This is a genomic window from Noviherbaspirillum sp. (assembly GCF_035654295.1).
In the GTDB taxonomy this organism is placed as follows: Bacteria; Pseudomonadota; Gammaproteobacteria; order Burkholderiales; family Burkholderiaceae_D; genus Noviherbaspirillum.
In genome coordinates, this window is the sequence record NZ_DASRXF010000216.1 from 1 (window position 1) to 18,479 (window position 18,479).

General features: G+C 63.5%; 15 protein-coding genes and 1 tRNA gene. 9 read left to right on the top strand and 7 right to left on the bottom strand.

Annotation, left to right across the window (positions count from 1 at the left end; genetic code table 11):
- Together VFF99_RS20250 and VFF99_RS20255 are read left to right on the top strand one after the other, a co-directional pair.
- On the top strand, positions 1 to 637 hold a 637-nt coding region (locus tag VFF99_RS20250; RefSeq protein ID WP_325020734.1), incomplete at its 5' end, for a substrate binding domain-containing protein.
- A 126-nt stretch (positions 638 to 763) separates the two neighbouring features.
- On the top strand, positions 764 to 2,425 hold the full coding sequence (locus VFF99_RS20255) for an HDOD domain-containing protein (RefSeq protein WP_325020735.1): 1,662 nt from the start codon (positions 764 to 766) through the stop codon (positions 2,423 to 2,425).
- On the opposite strand, the gene VFF99_RS20260 is transcribed toward VFF99_RS20255, so the two are convergent.
- Positions 2,422 to 3,477 (bottom strand): serine/threonine-protein kinase, encoded by a 1,056-nt coding sequence (locus tag VFF99_RS20260; protein ID WP_325020736.1) that lies wholly within the window; start codon positions 3,475 to 3,477, stop codon positions 2,422 to 2,424. The genes VFF99_RS20255 and VFF99_RS20260 overlap by 4 nt on opposite strands.
- Before the next feature lie 97 nt (positions 3,478 to 3,574).
- Positions 3,575 to 4,717 carry a GNAT family N-acetyltransferase gene (locus VFF99_RS20265; protein WP_325020737.1) on the bottom strand — a complete coding sequence of 381 codons (1,143 nt, stop codon included), beginning with the start codon at positions 4,715 to 4,717 and terminating at the stop codon, positions 3,575 to 3,577.
- Positions 4,718 to 4,781: 64 nt separating this feature from the next.
- On the opposite strand from VFF99_RS20265, the gene VFF99_RS20270 reads away from it, so the two are divergent.
- Together VFF99_RS20270 and VFF99_RS20275 are read left to right on the top strand one after the other, a co-directional pair.
- Positions 4,782 to 6,395 carry an NAD+ synthase gene (locus VFF99_RS20270; RefSeq protein ID WP_325020738.1) on the top strand — a complete coding sequence of 538 codons (1,614 nt, stop codon included), beginning with the start codon at positions 4,782 to 4,784 and terminating at the stop codon, positions 6,393 to 6,395.
- Positions 6,396 to 6,414: 19 nt separating this feature from the next.
- Positions 6,415 to 6,753 carry a P-II family nitrogen regulator gene (locus VFF99_RS20275; protein WP_325020739.1) on the top strand — a complete coding sequence of 113 codons (339 nt, stop codon included), beginning with the start codon at positions 6,415 to 6,417 and terminating at the stop codon, positions 6,751 to 6,753.
- A 114-nt stretch (positions 6,754 to 6,867) separates the two neighbouring features.
- Here the strand turns inward: VFF99_RS20275 and VFF99_RS20280 are convergent, their stop codons facing one another.
- From VFF99_RS20280 to trxB, 3 genes are all read right to left on the bottom strand, one after another.
- Positions 6,868 to 7,473, bottom strand: a complete 606-nt coding sequence (locus VFF99_RS20280) for a trimeric intracellular cation channel family protein (RefSeq protein ID WP_325020740.1) — start codon at positions 7,471 to 7,473, stop codon at positions 6,868 to 6,870.
- Between the two features lie 195 nt (positions 7,474 to 7,668).
- A complete protein-coding gene (locus VFF99_RS20285) occupies positions 7,669 to 8,307 on the bottom strand; it encodes a Smr/MutS family protein (protein WP_325020741.1) in 639 nt (212 codons plus the stop codon).
- A gap of 59 nt (positions 8,308 to 8,366) precedes the next feature.
- Positions 8,367 to 9,323, bottom strand: a complete 957-nt coding sequence (trxB, locus tag VFF99_RS20290) for a thioredoxin-disulfide reductase (protein ID WP_325020742.1) — start codon at positions 9,321 to 9,323, stop codon at positions 8,367 to 8,369.
- Between the two features lie 208 nt (positions 9,324 to 9,531).
- Here trxB and VFF99_RS20295 point away from each other — a divergent pair, with 208 nt between their 5' ends.
- From VFF99_RS20295 to serS, 4 genes are all read left to right on the top strand, one after another.
- A complete protein-coding gene (locus VFF99_RS20295) occupies positions 9,532 to 11,874 on the top strand; it encodes a DNA translocase FtsK (RefSeq protein WP_325020743.1) in 2,343 nt (780 codons plus the stop codon).
- Between the two features lie 10 nt (positions 11,875 to 11,884).
- Positions 11,885 to 12,544, top strand: coding sequence for an outer membrane lipoprotein chaperone LolA (gene lolA, locus VFF99_RS20300; protein WP_414691562.1), 660 nt, complete (start codon positions 11,885 to 11,887; stop codon positions 12,542 to 12,544).
- Positions 12,545 to 12,622: 78 nt separating this feature from the next.
- Positions 12,623 to 13,918 carry a replication-associated recombination protein A gene (locus VFF99_RS20305; protein ID WP_325020744.1) on the top strand — a complete coding sequence of 432 codons (1,296 nt, stop codon included), beginning with the start codon at positions 12,623 to 12,625 and terminating at the stop codon, positions 13,916 to 13,918.
- Between the two features lie 111 nt (positions 13,919 to 14,029).
- A complete protein-coding gene (serS, locus tag VFF99_RS20310; protein ID WP_325020745.1) occupies positions 14,030 to 15,325 on the top strand; it encodes a serine--tRNA ligase in 1,296 nt (431 codons plus the stop codon).
- A 24-nt stretch (positions 15,326 to 15,349) separates the two neighbouring features.
- On the opposite strand, the gene VFF99_RS20315 is transcribed toward serS, so the two are convergent.
- Complete coding sequence (locus tag VFF99_RS20315) at positions 15,350 to 17,128, bottom strand: GGDEF domain-containing protein (RefSeq protein ID WP_325020748.1); 1,779 nt, start codon at positions 17,126 to 17,128, stop codon at positions 15,350 to 15,352.
- 348 nt (positions 17,129 to 17,476) lie between these two features.
- Here VFF99_RS20315 and VFF99_RS20320 point away from each other — a divergent pair.
- Positions 17,477 to 17,567, top strand: a tRNA-Ser gene (locus VFF99_RS20320).
- Between the two features lie 53 nt (positions 17,568 to 17,620).
- Here VFF99_RS20320 and VFF99_RS20325 read toward each other — a convergent pair.
- On the bottom strand, positions 17,621 to 18,479 hold an 859-nt coding region (locus VFF99_RS20325), incomplete at its 5' end, for an MFS transporter (RefSeq protein WP_325020746.1).

Consider the following 18,479-nt stretch of genomic DNA (forward strand, 5'->3'; position numbering starts at 1 on the left):
GTTGCGGCGGCAGGATGCGCCGCAGGGGATCTTGCGCGTGACTGCCCCGGCCAATCTCGCCAATGCGCGGCTGGCGGATATCGTCCAGCGTTTCATGGCGGCGTATCCCGACATTCAGCTCGACCTCACTTTGTCGGACCGGTTTGTCGACCTCGCGGAAGAGTCGCTGGACGTGGCGCTGCGCGTGGTCGACGAAGCGCCGATGAATGTCTATGCGCGCCGCATCTGCCGCATCGGCTGGAGCCTGGCCGCCAGCCCGGCATATTTCGCGCGGCGCCGCATGCCGTCCGTAGCGGCGGACCTCGCGGCGCTGGACTGCTTGAGCGATACCAAGATCTCACCGCGCGAAACCTGGGTCTTCGAGCACGGCGGCAAGCGCAAGGAAGTCCGCATCGAGCCGCGCGTCCGCTGCGGCAACAGCGAGTGGCTGCGGCAGTGCGCGCTGCGCGGCATGGGCATTGCGCTGCTGCCCGACTTCATGATCGCCGCCGACCTCGCCGAAAAGCGCCTCGTGAAGCTATTGCCCGACCATGTCGCCCAGCCGCAGAAATGGCTGTACGGCATCTACCTTCCCAACCGCTACCTGGCATCGAAAGTCCGTCTGTTCCTCGATGCGGTCGAAGAAGGCCTGCGCTAGTCCCTCAATATCGGCGAGGTTGTGCCGATACAACTCTAGGCAGACGCCCTCCGCCGCACAATGACAAGGCTGCGCGAATGCGTCATCATTTGCTTTCCCAGCGCGCACATCCAGGAATCTTTGAACGTGGTCTCGAAAAATACAGGGCTGGCAAAGCCCGAAGTCGAATTCTGGGCCGGAGACGACAGCAAGCCCGCCAACAGCGCGCTCGAAAAACTACTGCGGAAAATCAGCGCGGAAGAAGATCTTCCGGCGCTCGGCAGCTCGGTATCGCGCGTGGTGCAAATGACATCCTCCGACGATGAGGCAGTCAGGAATCTTGCCCATTTCATCCTGTCCGATGTCGCACTGACGCAAAAGATCCTCCGCATTTCCAATACCGTCTGCTACCGCACCGCCTCGGGCACGCCGGTCACCACGGTGTCCAAGGCGATTTTCCTGCTCGGTTTCGACACGGTGAAAACCGCGGCGCTGGCCATGCTGCTGGTCGACGGCATGTCCGGCAAGAACGCCAAGAGCGTGCGCACCGAACTCAGCCATGCGCTGTGCGCCAGCATCGTCGGCCGCGAAATCGCCCGGCGCAGCCATTTCAAGGATGCCGAAGAGGCGGCCGTGGCTGCGCTGTTCAAGAACATCGGGCGGGTGCTGGTTGCCGCGCACGACCACGAACAGTACGACAGGATCGCTGGGCTGGTGGAAGCCGGCACGCACACGCCGGCACTGGCTTCGCAGCACGTCCTCGGCTGCAGCTTCGAGCTGCTGGCGGAATCCGTGCTGCGTGAGTGGAATATCCCCGAGAGCATCGTGCAGGCATTGACCCCGCCGCAGCCGGGCGTGCTCAAGCCGCCGAAGGGAAGGCAGGAATGGCTGCAGCAGGTCGCGGCCTTCAGCTCCGCGGCGGCGCGCCTGATTCCTTCCGCCGGGTCGGCAGGCCAGGAAGCGGCGTGCAAGGCCCTGCTGACGCGTTTCGGCGCGGCGCTCGGACTGGACCATGCCAGGCTCAACCAGCTGTTTGAAGGCGTGGCGCAGGAGACGCGCGTCATCGCCAGCAGTACCGAACTGGCCTTGCACAGCGACGAGCACGAGCACCAGCACGGACACGCTACGTCGCCCCAGGATGCTCCGGCCGCGGCGGAACCCAGGCAGGCTGCGCCAGCGCAGCCGCCGGCTTCGGAAACCGAATCGGGACTGCCGAGCGAACTGCTGCTCAACCTGTCGGAAGAGCCGCTGGCCCTGCAGGTGAAAGAGCGCCATCCGAGCGGCAAGCCGGTGAATGCGCGCGACCTGCTGCTGGCTGGCATGCAGGATGTGACGCAGATGATGGCGTCCGGCCGGTGCAAGGTGAACGACCTGATGCTGCTGGTCCTCGAAACGCTTTACGGCAGCATGGGCTTCCGTTTCGCGACGGTGTGCCTGAAAGACCTGCACAGCCACCAGTTCCGCGCGCGCATCGCGATGGGAGAGAAGAGCGCCGAGCGCCAGGCCGGCTTTGCCTTCCCCGTCCACAAGGCGCGGGACCTGTTTCATCTGGCGCTGGAAAACAATGCCGATCTCATGATCTCCGACGCCACCGCACCGAAGATCCGCGAGCTGCTGCCCGCATGGCACCGCGCGCTGCTGCCGGACGCACGCAGTTTCATCGTGTTGCCGCTGGTGGTGCAGAACAAGCATCTTGGCCTGTTCTATGCGGACCGGGCGCAGGCGGCGCCGGAAGGCGTTCCGCCGGATGAGACTTCCCTGATCAAGACCTTGAAGGGGCAGGTACTGACCGCCCTGCAGACCCGCTAGCGCAAGAGCAGGCGCGCGGCAATGGCCGCTGCGCCGGCCAGCGACGCCCAGCCGGCCCAGTACAACAGCCCGTGCCGCTGCGCCGGCATTCCACGCCCGCCCGTCGACAGCGCCTCGACCGGGATCTTCATCCCGCGCCGCGCGCGCCGCTGGCGCACCAGATAGCGCTTGAGGTCCAGCGCCATTTTCTCCGCTGTCTCGTAACGCTTCTCCGGCCGCTTGCTCATTGCCTTCATCACGATGCCCGACAGCGCCTCGGGAATGCGCGCATCGAGCTCGTGCGGCGCGGGAGGCGCCTTGTAGGCGATCAGCTGCAGCAGTTTCTCCGCGCTCTCGGAATGGAAGGGCTTGCGGCCGACCAGCATCTCGTACATGACGGCGCCCAGCGAATAGATATCGGTGCGCTCGTCCACCGGCTTGCCGGTCGCCTGTTCGGGCGACATGTAGTTGGGCGTGCCCAGCAAGCGGTTGCCAATCAGTAGCGTGACCGGATCGTCCGGGTTGGCGTTCTTGTCCGCGACCCGGTTCGGGGACCGTGCGATGCCGAAATCGACCAGCTTGGGCTGGTCGTCGCCCACCATGAAGATGTTGGCCGGCTTCACGTCGCGGTGGATCACCCCGCGCTGGTGCGCGTGGTTGAGTGCATCGGCCAGTTTCCACACGACGGACGCCACTTCGTCCGGCGGGAAGCGGTACCCGCTGTCGAGCAGCTTGTTGAGCTCGCGCCCCCGCAGGTACTCCATGGCGATATAGGTCTCGCCGTTTTCGACCGACGCGTCGTAAATCGTGACGATATGCGGATGCGACAACAGGCCGGATGCACGCGCTTCGTTGATGAACTGATGCTCGTAGCGGTTACGCTCGACCGGTGTGAGGCGCGGATTGTAGGTCTTGATTGCGAGATCGCGGCCGAGCACCGGGTCGTGGCCGAGGTAGACGCATCCCACCGTTCCGCGTCCCAGCTCGCGCGTGATGTAGAAGCGGCCGATGCGGCTGAGGGCGGGAGTGGCCGGAGTGGCCGAAGCGGGCGGTGTGGACAAAGGCGCGTTCATGTTGGCCAGAGGATGCCGTGAAGCGCTAACTTTGGCAAGGATGAATCTGGAGGATTTCCATCAGATCGAGCAATTGTCTCTCGGTATTTGATCGGAATTAACCCGCAGTTACGCGATAGGGGTGGTGATCGTTGAGCTCGTCGAGGTAGGCGTCGATGCCGCCGCGTTCCTGCTGCAGGAAGCGCTCGACCGCGTCGGCAAAGGCCGGATGCGCCAGCCAGTGCGCGGACCAGGTCCGGTGCGGCAGGAAACCGCGCGCCATCTTGTGTTCGCCCTGCGCGCCGCCTTCGAAGCAGCCGATCTGCCGTTCGATACAGAATTCCAGCGGCTGGTAATACGCCGTCTCGAAGTGCAGGCAGGGAATGTCCTCGATCGCCCCCCAATAGCGGCCGTACAGCGTGCTGTCGTCATGGACCACGAAGGAGCTGGCAAGGGACTTGCCCTTGCGCTCGGCCACGATCAGGCGCAGGTGCTGCGGCATGGTCCGTCCCAGACGTTGGAAGAAATCGAGGTTCAGGTAGGGCGTCGAGTAATGGGCGGCATAGGTGCGGTCATAGCAGCGCTTGAAGAAGCGCCAGTCGGCTTCACTCGCTGCATCTCCGGGGATATGCCGGAAGCTCACCCCGGCTTCCTGCACCTTGCGCCGCTCGGCGCGGATGTTTTTCCGCTTCTTGCGGTCGAGCGATGACAGGAAATCCTCGAAATCGCGGAAACCCTGGTTGATCCAGTGGAACTGGATGCCCGTTCGCAGCATGAAGCCCGCTTCCCGCAGCTTCCGCGCCTGGGCCTCCGGCGGGAAGAGGATGTGGGTGGACGACAGTCTGTTTCCTTCCTGCAGCGCGCAGAGTGCGTCAACCAGCGCATCGGAAGCGTTCGTGCTTCGCGCCAGCAGGCGTGCGCCGGCAACCGGGGTGAACGGGATCGAGGACAGGAGCTTCGGATAGTAGTCGAGGCCGTTGCGGCGATAGGCATCCGCCCAGGCCCAGTCGAACACATATTCTCCATAGGAATGCGACTTGACGTAGAGCGGCAACGCGGCCTCCAGCGACTGTCCCTGCCACAGCGTCAGGTACTGGGGCTGCCAGCCGCTGTCGGGAGACGCGCAGCCGGAGGCATGCAATGCATGCAGGAATGCAAACGACAGGAAAGGGTTGCGCTCCTGTTGCGCACCGAGCAGGCCGTCCCAGGTTGCCTGTCCGATCTCGTCAAGGGAGGAAACGATTCGCGTGCGATAATTCACTATTGATATCAGACCATTCAGCGCGGCGCGTGCCGCTCACGCTTGCCCAACTTGCCTACTTACCATGACAGTCAAAGTTGCCATTGCTCAAATCAACAGCACCGTCGGCGATTTCGCCGGCAACCGCGCGAAGATCGCGGAGTTTGCACGCCGTGCGGCAGCCATGGGCGCCGATGTGGTGCTGACCCCGGAATTGTCGTTGGCGGGCTATCCGCCGGAAGACTTGTTGCTGCGTCAGTCATTCTACGCAAAATCGGCGGAGCAGTTCGATGCGCTGGCTGCGGACATCGCCGACCTCAGGGACGTACACGTGGTCGTCGGCCATCTCGACCTGCAATCCGGCAAGCGCTATAACGCCGCGTCGGTGATCGCGAACGGCAAGCGCCTCGGCACCTACCACAAGCACGACCTGCCGAACGATACCGTGTTCGACGAGAAGCGTTATTTCACGTCGGCCGACGAACCCTTCGTGTTCGAGGTGAAAGGCGTACGCTTCGGCATCAATATCTGTGAGGACACCTGGTCCAGGCACGCGCCCTTGCGCGCCAAGGAAGCGGGGGCGCAGGTCTTGCTCGTGCCGAACGGCTCCCCCTTCCACATGCGCAAGCAGCATCGCCGCTACGAGGTGATGCGCAACAACGTCTCCTCGGCAGGGCTGCCGCTGGTGTATGCAAACCTTGTCGGCGGCCAGGACGAGCTGGTCTTCGACGGCAACTCCTTTGCGATGGATGGCGTGGGCACCGTCTGCGCCCAGCTCAAGCATTGCGAGGAAGACCTGCAGATCGTCGAGTTCGACGGCGCCCAGCCGAAGGCAGCACAACTGCCACCCGAGCTGTCGGTTGAGGAGCAGGTGTACAAGGTGCTGGTCCTCGGCGTGCGCGACTACCTCGGCAAGAACGGTTTCCCGGGTGCGATCATCGGCCTGTCGGGCGGGGTCGATTCGGCGCTGACGCTCGCCATCGCGGTGGATGCGCTCGGCGCCGATCGCGTGCGTGCGGTAATGATGCCGTCGCCCTACACGGCGGAGATTTCCTGGCTCGACTCGCGGGACATGGCCAAGCGTATCGGCGTGCGCTATGACGAGATCCCCATCGTCGATTGCTTCGATGCCTTCCGCAAGACGCTGGCCGAGGAGTTCAAGGGGCTCAAGGAAGACACGACCGAGGAAAACATCCAGGCGCGCATTCGCGGCACCATGCTCATGGCGCTGTCGAACAAGTACGGCTCCATCGTGCTCACCACCGGCAACAAGAGCGAGATGGCGGTCGGCTACTGCACGCTGTACGGCGACATGGCTGGCGGCTTCGCGGTGATCAAGGATATCGCCAAGACGCTGGTCTACCGGCTGTGCGACTACCGGAACTCGGTGTCCGACGTCATCCCGACCCGCATCCTGACCCGCGCGCCCTCGGCCGAACTGCGCCCCGACCAGACCGACCAGGATTCGCTGCCGCCCTACGAGGCGCTGGACGCGATCATGCAGATGTACATGGAAGAAGACCGCAGCATTGCCGAGATCATTGCCGCAGGGTATCGTAGCGAGGATGTAGAGCGCGTCACCCGATTGATTAAAATAAACGAATACAAGCGCCGCCAGGCGCCGATCGGCATCCGAGTCACGCACCGCGCCTTCGGGCGCGACTGGCGCTATCCGATTACTTCCCGATTTCGTGAGTGATACAAACTAAGGAGCTGTCATGAAGCTGGTTACTGCAATCATCAAACCTTTCAAGCTGGACGAAGTGCGAGAAGCGCTGGGCGAAATCGGCGTCACCGGCCTGACCGTGACCGAAGTGAAGGGTTTCGGCCGCCAGAAGGGGCACACCGAGCTGTACCGCGGCGCGGAATACGTCGTCGACTTTCTGCCGAAGGTGAAGATCGAGGCCGTCATCAACGACAAGGTGGTTGACCAGGCGGTCGACGCCATCATCAAGGCAGCGCGCACCGGCAAGATCGGCGACGGCAAGATCTTCGTGCGCGAAGTCGAACAGGTGATCCGCATCCGCACCGGCGAAACCGGCGCCGACGCAGTCTGAGATTTAAAGGATCGTAGGGTGGGTAGAGCGAAGCGAAACCCACCAAGTGATCCGCAAGGGGCATTCGGTGGGTTTCGCTTCGCTACCCACCCTACAGTCCGCTATCTGAACTATCTAAGGATCGAGCTTGACGCCCTTGGCCCAGGTCACCATGCGGAAGACCGTAATCGCCAGGGCGCTCGTCCACAGCGCAAAATCCAGGGGCACGCCGCTCTTCTGCATCAGCAGGTACATCCAGCAGCCGGCGAAGGAACAGATGGCGTAAGGCTTGCCGTCGCGCAGGACCATCGGGATCTCGTTGCACACGATATCGCGCAGCACGCCGCCGAAGATGCCGGTGATGACGCCCATCATGGAAGCGATGAAAATCGGCATGCCCGCCGCCAGCGCCTCCGACACCCCGACGATCGAAAATAATCCCAGGCCGAGAGCATCGGCCGTCACAAGCAGGCGTTCCGAAACGATCTTGCGCAAGGTGCGGATCGCCGGCACGGCGACCAGCGCGAGGAGGAAGATCAGGATCGCGTATTCCTGGTGAGTGACCCAGAACAGCGGCCGCTTGTCGAGCAGGATGTCGCGCAGCGTGCCGCCGCCGAAGGCGGTGATGAAGGCGACGGTGAAGATGCCGACCACATCCATCCTCTTGGTGCGCGCCTCGATGAAGCCGGAAAAGGCGCCCACCAGAATCGCAAGGATTTCGAGGATCTTTATGATGGTCATGCGGACAGGCGGGGAGTTGTTTGTCCTGCATGATACTTGGGGTGGGGAGGAAAGCAAGCGGGTGTGCCGTCCCGGCGCACGCCGGGACTCAGTGTCTTTCGCACACCTTCAACGCCGCTGGATCCCGGCCTTCGCCGGGATGACGGGGAGAGTGGGGCGTCTAGCGCAGCGCAAGTGCCCGTGTGCAGGGCTACGTTACGCCTTCAGCAGCACCACCAGCGCCCCCGCGCCGCCATCGGCCGCGCGCGCCTGGCAAAAGGCGATCACTTCCTCCTTCTGCACCAGCCAGCTGCGCACCTTGCTCTTCAGGACCGGTTCCTTGTTCACCGAGCCGAGTCCTTTACCATGGATGACGCGCACGCAGCGCAGGCCGCGCTTGACGGCATTGCGCAGGAATTCCGCGAGCGCTTCGCGCGCCTCTTCGCGGCGCATGCCGTGCAGGTCGAGCTGAGCCTGTATCACCCAGTTCCCGCGGCGCAGCTTGCGCAGGATATCGCCGCTGATGCCGGGACGGGCGTAGCTCAGTTCATGGTCGGTGTCGAGGAGAGTGTCGACGTTGAATTCATCCGAGAGCGATTCTTCCAGCGCCGCCTGTTCGTCGGCCATGCGCTGGCGCGCGATGGGCAGCGGATGCTGAACCGGTGTTTCGGCCTTGCCGTTGGGGGAGAGCGGTTGCACGTTGCCGACGCTGCGGCGGAAGAGCTCGGCGTCGCGCCGGCTTTCTTTCTCGCGCCGCTGGCGTTCTTCCTCGGCCGCCTTGCGCGCCTCTTCCTGTGCCTTGATTGACGCCCGCAAGGATTTCAGGGCGGCGAAGTCTTTGATGGAGCCAGACATGATGTTTTCCTGATGCCGTCCGCAACGAGGCACGCTGCGGACGGGGTACTGCGGGTGGATCAGCCTTCCTGGCCTTCCAGATAACGTTGCGCATCGAGTGCGGCCATGCAGCCGGTGCCGGCGCTGGTCACGGCCTGGCGGTAGACGTGGTCCTGCACGTCGCCCGCGGCGAACACGCCGGCGATGTTGGTCGCGGTGGCGAAGCCTTCGGTGCCGGTGCGGGTCTTGATGTAACCGTTATGCATCTCCAGCTGGCCTTCGAAAATGCTGGTGTTCGGCTTGTGCCCGATGGCGATGAACACGCCTTGCAGCGCGAGCTTGCTGGTGCTGCCGTCCTTGGTCGACTTGATGCTGATGCCGGTCACGCCGCTCTGGTCGCCGAGGACTTCGTCCAGCGTATGGTCCAGCTTCAGTTCGATCTTGCCTTCCTCGACCTTAGACATCAGGCGGTCGACAAGGATGGGCTCGGCGCGGAACTTGTTGCGGCGATGGACCAGGGTCACCTTGCTGGCGATGTTGGACAGGTACAGCGCTTCTTCGACCGCGGTATTGCCGCCGCCGACGACCGCCACTTCCTGGCCCTTGTAGAAGAAACCGTCGCAGGTGGCGCAGGCCGACACGCCCTTGCCCATGAAGGCTTCCTCGGAAGGCAGGCCGAGGTACTGGGCGGAGGCGCCGGTGGCAATGATGAGCGAGTCGCAGGTGTACTCGCCGGAATCGCCGATCAGGCGCATCGGCTTTTCCGTCAGCTTCGCGGTGTGGATGTAATCGAACACGATTTCGGTATTGAAGCGTTCGGCATGCTGCAGCAGGCGCTGCATCAGTTCCGGTCCCTGCACACCCATCGGGTCGCCAGGCCAGTTTTCGACATCGGTGGTGGTCATCAGCTGACCGCCCTGTTCGACGCCGGTGATGAGTACGGGTTTCAGGTTGGCGCGTGCGGCGTAGACGGCGGCGCTGTAGCCGGCCGGGCCGGAACCGATAATCAGTACGTGGGCGTGTTTGGTGGTTGCCATAGGAATAGGTGCGGGAGTGAAGAAATTCGTTCGTGCTGGCCTTTCATATGTCGCCAAAAGGCCAATATTCAAGCGCTTCCCGAGTACTTATTCGGGATTGCTCCTGAAAAACTGGTTAAGATTATAGTCGAACCCGCACCCCGCAGCCGAGCGGCGAGACCATTTCGCCCCCTGTGCGCACCGGCGTTTCACCGAATCCGCAGGCATCATGACCAAAACAACACAAGCTTATACCCGCAACACCAATCCGCCTGACGCGCATCCCCTGCCGAACCGGCTGGTGCGCCTCCTGTCCGAGGCGCGCTGGTTCGTGCTGACCATCGTTACCGTTTACCTCATTCTTGTCTTTCTGACATATGCCAAGAGCGACCCGGGCTGGTCGCAGGCCAATGTCGTGCCTCAGATCGAAAACTGGGGCGGCCGCATCGGCGCCTGGATTGCCGACCTGACGCTGTTCATCTTCGGTTTTTCTGCCTGGTGGTTTTGCGTGTTCCTGCTGCGCTCGGTGTGGGCCGGCTACCGGCGGCTGTCGCAGCGTTTCCTGCTGCAGCAGGAGCCGGAACCCGAGCACCACCATGAAGTCTGGATCCGCGCGATCGGTTTCGTGCTCATGCTGCTCGGCAGCGTCGCCATCGAATACCTGCGCATGTACACGCTCAAGGCGCAGCTTCCGCGCGCCCCCGGCGGCGTGCTGGGCGAACTCCTCGGCGGCGCCGCGCACAGCGCTTTCGGCTTCACCGGCGCGACGCTGTTCCTGCTGCTGATCTTCGGCGTCGGCTTCAGCCTGTTCTTCCATGTGTCATGGCTGAACGTCGCCGAGCGCGTGGGTGGCGTGATCGAGGACGGCATCCGGGGCGTGCGCAACCTGTACTCGGCGCGCGAGGACCGCAAGGTCGGCCAGGTCGCGGCGGTCAAGCGCGAAGAAGCAGTCGTGCAGGAACGCGCCAAGATCGTGGAGGCGCCGCCGATCCGCATCGAACCGCAGGTCGTCACCGTGCCGAAGTCGGAACGCGTGGAGAAGGAAAAGCAGGTATCGCTGTTTGCCGATCTTCCCGACACCAACCTGCCGCCGCTCTCGCTGCTGGACGAACCTCCGCCGGCGCAGGAAACCGTCAGCGTCGAAACGCTGGAATTCACCAGCCGCCTGATCGAGAAGAAGCTGTCGGACTTCGGCGTCGAGGCAAAAGTGGTGGCTGCCTATCCCGGCCCGGTCATCACCCGCTACGAGATCGAACCCGCGACCGGCGTCAAGGGCAGCCAGATCGTCAACCTCGCGCGCGACCTTGCGCGTTCGCTGTCGCTGACCTCGATCCGCGTGGTGGAAACCATCCCCGGCAAGAATTACATGGGCCTGGAGCTTCCCAATCCGAAGCGCCAGATCGTGCGCCTGACCGAAATCCTCGGTTCCAAGGTGTACAACGACAGCCACGCAAACCTGACGGTTGCGCTGGGCAAGGACATCGCCGGCAATCCGGTGGTCGCCGACCTGGCGAAGATGCCGCACCTGCTGGTGGCCGGCACCACCGGCTCAGGCAAATCAGTGGGCATCAATGCCACCATCCTGTCGCTGCTCTACAAGTCCGACCCGAACAATGTGCGCATGATCCTGATCGACCCGAAGATGCTGGAAATGTCGGTGTACGAAGGCATTCCGCACCTGCTGGCGCCGGTGGTGACCGACATGCGCCAGGCGGGCAATGCGCTGAACTGGGCGGTGGCCGAGATGGAGCGCCGCTACAAGCTGATGTCCAAGCTGGGCGTGCGCAACCTCGCCGGCTACAACAACAAGATCGCCGAGGCGGACAAGAAAGAGGAAAAGATCCCCAATCCGTTCAGCCTGACGCCGGATGCGCCGGAGCCGCTGGAAAAACTGCCGACCATCGTGATCATCATCGACGAGCTGGCCGACCTCATGATGGTGGTCGGCAAGAAGGTCGAGGAACTGATCGCCCGCATCGCGCAGAAGGCGCGCGCCGCCGGCATCCACCTGATCCTCGCCACCCAGCGGCCGTCGGTCGACGTCATCACCGGCCTGATCAAGGCCAACATCCCGACGCGCATCGCCTTCCAGGTCAGCAGCAAGATCGACTCGCGCACCATCCTCGACCAGATGGGCGCGGAGACCCTGCTCGGCATGGGCGACATGCTCTACATGCCGCCCGGGACCGGTTTGCCGATCCGCGTGCATGGCGCCTTCGTGTCCGATGACGAAGTGCACCGCGTGGTGGAGCACCTCAAGGCGCAAGGGGAACCCAATTACATCGAAGGCATCCTAGAAGGAGGCGTCCTCGAAGAAGGAGGTGACGGCGCGCCCGGCGCAGCCGGTGCGGGCGGCGGCGACGGCGAATCCGACGCGATGTACGACCAGGCGGTGGCCGTGGTGCTGAAGAACCGTCGTGCGTCGATCTCGCTCGTGCAGCGTCACTTGCGCATCGGCTACAATCGCGCAGCCCGCCTGCTCGAACAGATGGAGCAGAGCGGCCTCGTTTCTTCGATGCAATCGAACGGCAACCGGGAAATCCTGGTACCGGCATCGAACAACCCCGAATAGGAAAGCGGCTTTGAAACAGACAGCAAGTCCTGGTTTTACATTTATCCGGCATGCCGCGCGCCTCGTCGCCGCGTGTGCGCTTGCGCTGCCGGCTCTGGCCAGCGCCTCCGCGCTCGACCAGTTCAAGTCCTTCGTTGGCAGTACCAAGGCGGCGAAGGGCGAGTTCGTGCAGAAGCAGGTGAAGTCGGTGGGGAAGGGTGAAACGGTGGCCAACACGTCCACCGGCACCTTCCTGTTCGCACGCCCCGGCAAGTTCATCTGGACCTACCAGAAGCCCTACGAGCAGTTGCTGCAGGCCGACGGCCAGAAACTCTACATCTACGATAAGGACCTGAACCAGGTCACGGTCAGGCAGCTGGGCGACGCGCTCGGCTCCTCGCCGGCGGCGATCCTGTTCGGCAGCAACGATCTCGAAAAGAACTTCGCGTTGAAGGAAGCCGGCGCCAGGGACGGCCTGGAATGGCTGGAAGCGACGCCGAAAACCAAGGACACCACCTTCGACCGCATCGGCATCGGCTTGAAGGACGGCGTGCCGCGCGCGATGGAATTGCGCGATTCCTTCGGCCAGGTGTCGGTGCTCACCTTCAGCAAGTTCGAGAAGAATCCGGCCATTTCCGCGGACCAGTTCCGTTTCGAGGTGCCCAAGGGGGCGGACGTTTTCCAGCAGTAGGACAATCACCGCATCCCGGCACATGGTGGGTTTCGCTTCGCTCTACCCACCCTACGGATCCGCTACAAGAATACCGACATGGCAACCATCCCACTCGCCGAGCGCCTTCGGCCCCAATCGCTGGACGAAGTGATCGGCCAGCAGCACCTGCTCGGCCCGGGCAAGCCGCTGCGCGTCGCCTTCGAATCGGGTGAGCCGCATTCGATGATCCTCTGGGGCCCGCCGGGCGTGGGCAAGACGACGTTGGCACGCCTGATGGCGGACAGCTTCAATGCGGAATTCATTGCCTTGTCCGCCGTGCTGTCGGGCGTGAAGGATATCCGCGAAGCGGTGGAGCACGCGCAGATCGTGCGCGCCAATTCCGGCCGGCGCACCATCCTGTTCGTCGACGAGGTGCACCGCTTCAACAAGAGCCAGCAGGATGCCTTCCTGCCGCACGTGGAGAGCGGGCTGTTCACCTTCATCGGCGCGACCACGGAGAACCCGTCCTTCGAAGTCAACAGTGCGCTGCTGTCGCGCGCCGCCGTCTACGTGCTGAAATCGCTGTCGGACGAAGACCTTGACGAACTGGTCGACCGCGCCTGCATACAGGAACTGGATGGCCTCGATTTCACCCCCGAGGCGAAGGCCACGCTGATCGCCAGCGCCGACGGCGACGGCCGCAAGCTGCTGAATAACCTCGAAATCGTCGCCCGCGCCGCGGCGGCGAACGAATCGCAGGAAGTGGATGAAGCTTTGCTCGGCACCGCGCTCGCGGAAAACCTGCGCCGTTTCGACAAGGGCGGCGACGCCTTCTACGACCAGATCTCCGCCTTGCACAAGTCAGTGCGCGGCTCCAACCCGGACGGCGCGCTGTATTGGCTGGTGCGCATGCTGGATGGCGGGGCGGACCCGCGCTACCTCGCGCGCCGCATCGTCCGCATGGCGGTGGAAGACATCGGCCTCGCCGACCCGCGCGCATTGCGCATTTCACTGGATGCGGCAGAGGTGTACGAACGCCTTGGCTCGCCCGAGGGCGAACTCGCCCTGGCCGAGGCGGTGGTCTTCCTCTCCTGCGCGGCAAAATCGAATGCGGTCTACAACGCCTACAATGCCGCCCGCGCCTTCGTCGCCAAGGACAAGTCGCGCCCGGTGCCGGAGCATCTGCGCAACGCGCCGACCAAGCTGATGAAGGAGCTCGGCTACGGCAAGCTGTACCGCTACGCGCATGACGAGCCCGATGCCTACGCCGCCGGTGAAACCTATCTGCCCGACGGCATGCGGGAGCCCGGCTGGTACCAGCCGACGCCGCGCGGGCTGGAAGGCAAGATCGGGGAGAAACTGGCCTACCTGCGCTCGCTCGACCGCGAGGCGCGCAAGAACGAGAAGAAATAGCCGGCCGGAACCGGCTTTGGCGGCGATCAAGCTTTTACCCTTCCGTACGGGTCGGGAAGTGGCCCGCCGCTTGGTACAATGGCGGTTTAGTCTTCTCAACCCGGCATTTCCATGATCGACATTCAACTTCTCCGCAAAGACATCGACACCGTCGCCGCCCGCCTGGCCGCGCGCAAGTTCCAGCTCGACGTCGCCGCGTTCAACGCGCTCGAAGCCGAGCGCAAGCAGATCCAGACCCGCACCGAAGAACTGCAGGGCAAACGCAATACGCTGTCCAAGCAGATCGGCATGCTCAAGGGCAAGGGTGAAGATACGACCGCGGTAATGGCGGAAGTGGCCGGCATCGGCGATGAGCTCAAGGCCTCCGCCGAGCGTCTCGACGTGATCCAGGCAAAGATGGGCGAGTTCATGCTTGCCATCCCCAACCTGCCGCACGAATCCGTGCCCGCCGGACAGGACGAGACTGCGAACGTGGAAGTGCGCAAGGTCGGCACGCCGCGCAGTTTCGATTTCGAGGTGAAGGACCATGTGGACGTCGGCGCCGCGCTCGGCCTTGATTTCGATGTCGCCGCCAAGCTGACCGGCTCGCGCTTTGCCGTGATGAAGGGCGGCATCGCCCGCCTGCACCGCGCGCTCGCCCAGTTCATGCTGGACACGCACATCAACGAGCATGGCTACACCGAGTGCTACACGCCCTATATCGTCAACGGCGATTCGCTGCGCGGCACCGGCCAGCTGCCGAAGTTCGAGGCCGATCTGTTCGCCGCCAAGAAGGGCGGCCAGGAAGGCGAGGGCGAGTCGCTGTACCTGATTCCGACCTCCGAAGTCCCGCTGACCAACATGGTGCGCGACGAGATCGTGGCCGCCGATGCCCTGCCGCTCCGGATGACAGCGCACACCCCGTGCTTCCGCTCCGAGGCCGGCAGCTATGGCCGTGACACCCGCGGCATGATCCGCCAGCACCAGTTCGACAAGGTCGAGATGGTGCAGGTCGTGCATCCGGAGAAATCCTACGAAGCGCTCGAGGAAATGGTCGGCCACGCTGAAAACATCCTGAAGAAGCTGGGGCTGCCGTACCGCGTGATCACGCTGTGCACCGGCGACATGGGCTTTGGCGCTGCCAAGACCTACGACCTGGAAGTGTGGCTCCCGGCGCAGAACACCTACCGCGAGATTTCCTCGGTCTCCAACTGCGAAGCCTTCCAGGCGCGCCGCATGCAGGCCCGCTTCCGCAATGCGCAGGGCAAGCCGGAACTGGTGCACACGCTCAACGGTTCCGGCCTCGCGGTCGGCCGCACGCTGGTCGCCATCCTGGAGAACTACCAGCAGGCAGACGGCAGCGTGGACATCCCTGAAGCGCTGCAGCCTTACATGGGCGGCATGAAGCGCCTGGCGCGCGCAGCGTAAGCAGCATAAGCGCAGTCCGGCCGGTCAGCCGGACTGGCCTGTCGAAGAAGATCCCTGGCGGCGTTCGATGAACAAGCAGTTGCCAGGGATTTTTTTCGCCTGTTTCTTGGCATCCGAGGCCGCCGTCGCGATCTGATGATGCGATGCGTACTGGCCCGGCTCCACCCGCACCGCACCGAGCGACAGGCTGATCAGCGGATGGAATACCTTCTGGCCGCGGCGGTCGTCGCTCAGGTAGCCGCCGCGTTCGCGATCTTCCTCTGAAAAATAGTGTGGGATCACGCTTGCGAATTCCGCAAGCACCGCGTTGCAGCGTGCTTCCCAATCCTCGCTCTGGAACAGCAGGATGAAATCGTCGCCGCCGATGTGTCCGATGAAATCCCGGTCCGGGTCGCAATGCGCGCCGAGCATCTTGCCGGTCAGCTGGATGACATCGTCGCCCCTGCGGTAGCCGTACACGTCATTGAACGGCTTGAAATGGTCGAGGTCCGCATAGCAGGCCGCGAAGCGCACGCGGTTGTGAATCAGGCGGTCGATGTGTTCGTTGATAGGCACGTTGCCCGGCAACAGTGTCAGCGGATTGGCGTAGCGCGCGGCATTGATCTGCATCTGCGTGATCTCGCGCATCAAGTCCTGGCCGGTGCCCATGCCGAGGTAGCGCCCCTGGTCGGTGATGATGAAGCCGTTCGACAGATGGTGGCGGTCGGCCGCCACGATGATCTGGCTCAGTTCCTGCAAGCTCGTGTTCCGGTCCGTGATGAGCGGACGGGCATCCATGAAAGTCGTGCAGGGCTTCCTGCCGTAGAGGTCGCGCGAATAGAGGCGCGCGAAGCGGTCGATCAGGTCGCGGCGCGAAATCAGGCCGATGGGAATGCCGTTCTCCACCACCGGGATCACTTCCAGTTCCGGGTCGCCGTTGAACATCTCGCACACCTGAGTGTTGTTCATGTCCGGCGTCGCCGCCGGCACCATGCGCAGCAGGCGCGCCGCGGTCACGGCGCTATTCTCGAATGCGTTCTTGTACGGATAAACCGCCACGTTGTTTCGGTTGAGCGTCTTGGCCACCTCCGCCGGCAGCGCCGTCGCCGGCGACGCGTGCGGACGGGCGATGTGATAGCCCTGTCCATAGGCGATGCCGAGGTCGCGGATCATCATCAGCTCGGTCTGCGTTTCGATGCCTTCGGCAATCACCACCGTGCCGGATTCCTCGGCGATCTCCTGGATGGAACGCACGAACTGCAGCTTTACCGGATCCTGGTTGATCCCCTGGACGAAGTGCATGTCGATCTTCACATACTCCGGCCGCAGTTCCGACCACAGGCGCAGGCTGGAGAAGCCTTCGCCGAGATCATCGATCGCGATCTCGAAGCCCATGCCGCGGTAATGCATGGCGGCTTCCCGCAGCAGATCGTAATCGTAGGTCGGCTGGTTTTCGGTCAGCTCGATGATCACGCGGTCCGGATTCAGCCCGACTTCCTGCAGATAGGCCAGGGTTTCGCCGTGCCGCGCCTGCGGTTGCAACAGCATCTCCGGACTGACATTCAGGAACAGCTTGCCTTGCAGGCCGAGTTCGGCGAAGCGTTCGATGACAACCTGCCGGCAAAGATGTTCGACATCGACGCCCAAGCCGTGGGCGAGGGCGACCTTGAACAGATTCATCGGGGAATGCAGCGGGCTGTCCGACGGACCGCGGATCAAGCCTTCGTAGCCGACGATCTCGCCGCGCTGCATGTTGATGATGGGCTGGAAGAGTGCATTCAGCTGGCGCTGTTCCAGGATTTCCTTGAGGCGAGACAAGAGCATGGCATCCCTGTTCTCCGGCTGCTTTTCTTCTCCGTCGTTCCTGTCGTTGGCCGCAGGACTCCACAGCCTGACGCGCCCGAGGCCGCCGGGCGGGGCGGCCTTCGTGAAATCTGCCGTAGTTGGGGTCATGACGGCGTACTCCTGCGCCGGGGTGGCCGGCGCGGTTGAGAGGGGAAGCGAGTTCAAGACAGCCTTCTTTTATTGCTTATCGGATATTGAGCGTTCCCGTGAATGGTAGACAAGATTTATGACAGGATGATGATGAAGAGAAACAGAGGGCTATTCCGATTTGGGAAGAAGCCTGCTATACTTTCGTGCTTTGCGGCTTTACCCGCTGCAAGACGACCAGGAAAGGTGGCAGAGTGGTCGAATGCGCTGGACTCGAAATCCAGTATACGGTTCTCCCGTATCGAGGGTTCGAATCCCTCCCTTTCCGCCAAGAACAATAGAAGTCCGAAAACCCGCGTGCATCCCTGAGATCGCGCGGGTTTTTTATTTGTCCCGCGCCAGCTGCTCGCGCGCAGCGAGCGACGGAAACAGCTTCATCCAGACGGCGACGATCAGCAGCGTGCCGGCACCCCCAATCAGCACCGATGCCACCGCGCCGAACCAGGCGGCGGTGACGCCCGACTCGAATTCGCCGAGCTGGTTGGAGGCGCCGATGAAGATCGAGTTGACGGCGCTGACCCGTCCCCGCATTTCATCCGGCGTGTCGAGCTGCACCAGCGATTGCCGGATCACCACGCTGACCATGTCGAAGGCTCCGGTCAGCGCCAGCGCGGCCAGCGACAGCCAGAACGAAGTCGACAGTCCGAACACCACAGTGGCGATGCCGAACAGCGCCACCGACGCGAACATGGCCTTGCCTGCCTTGCGCCGGATCGGATGGCGCGCGAGGTAGAGCGATACCAGCAGCGCGCCGACCGCCGGCGCCGAGCGCAGCACCCCCAGTCCCCAAGGGCCGACATGCAGGATGTCGCGGGCGAAGATCGGCAGCAGGGCGGTCGCGCCGCCGAGCAGGACGGCAAACAGGTCGAGCGAGATCGCGCCAAGGACTTCCTTGCGCCGCCAGATGAAGCCGATACCGGCAAACAGCGTCTGCAGGCTCACCTTCTCGCGCGGGGCGGGCGCGCGGTCGATGCGGATCAGCATCACGGCGACGATGGCCAGCAGGAACAGCAGCGCGCACACCCCGTACACCGCGGAAGCACCGGCGACGTACAGGAAGCCGCCGACCGCCGGGCCGATGATGATGGCGAACTGGGTGCCGGCGGAATTGAGCGCCAGCGCCCGCGGCAGCACGAACGGCGGCACCAGCAGCGGACCCAGGGCCTGCTGCGTCGGCATCTGG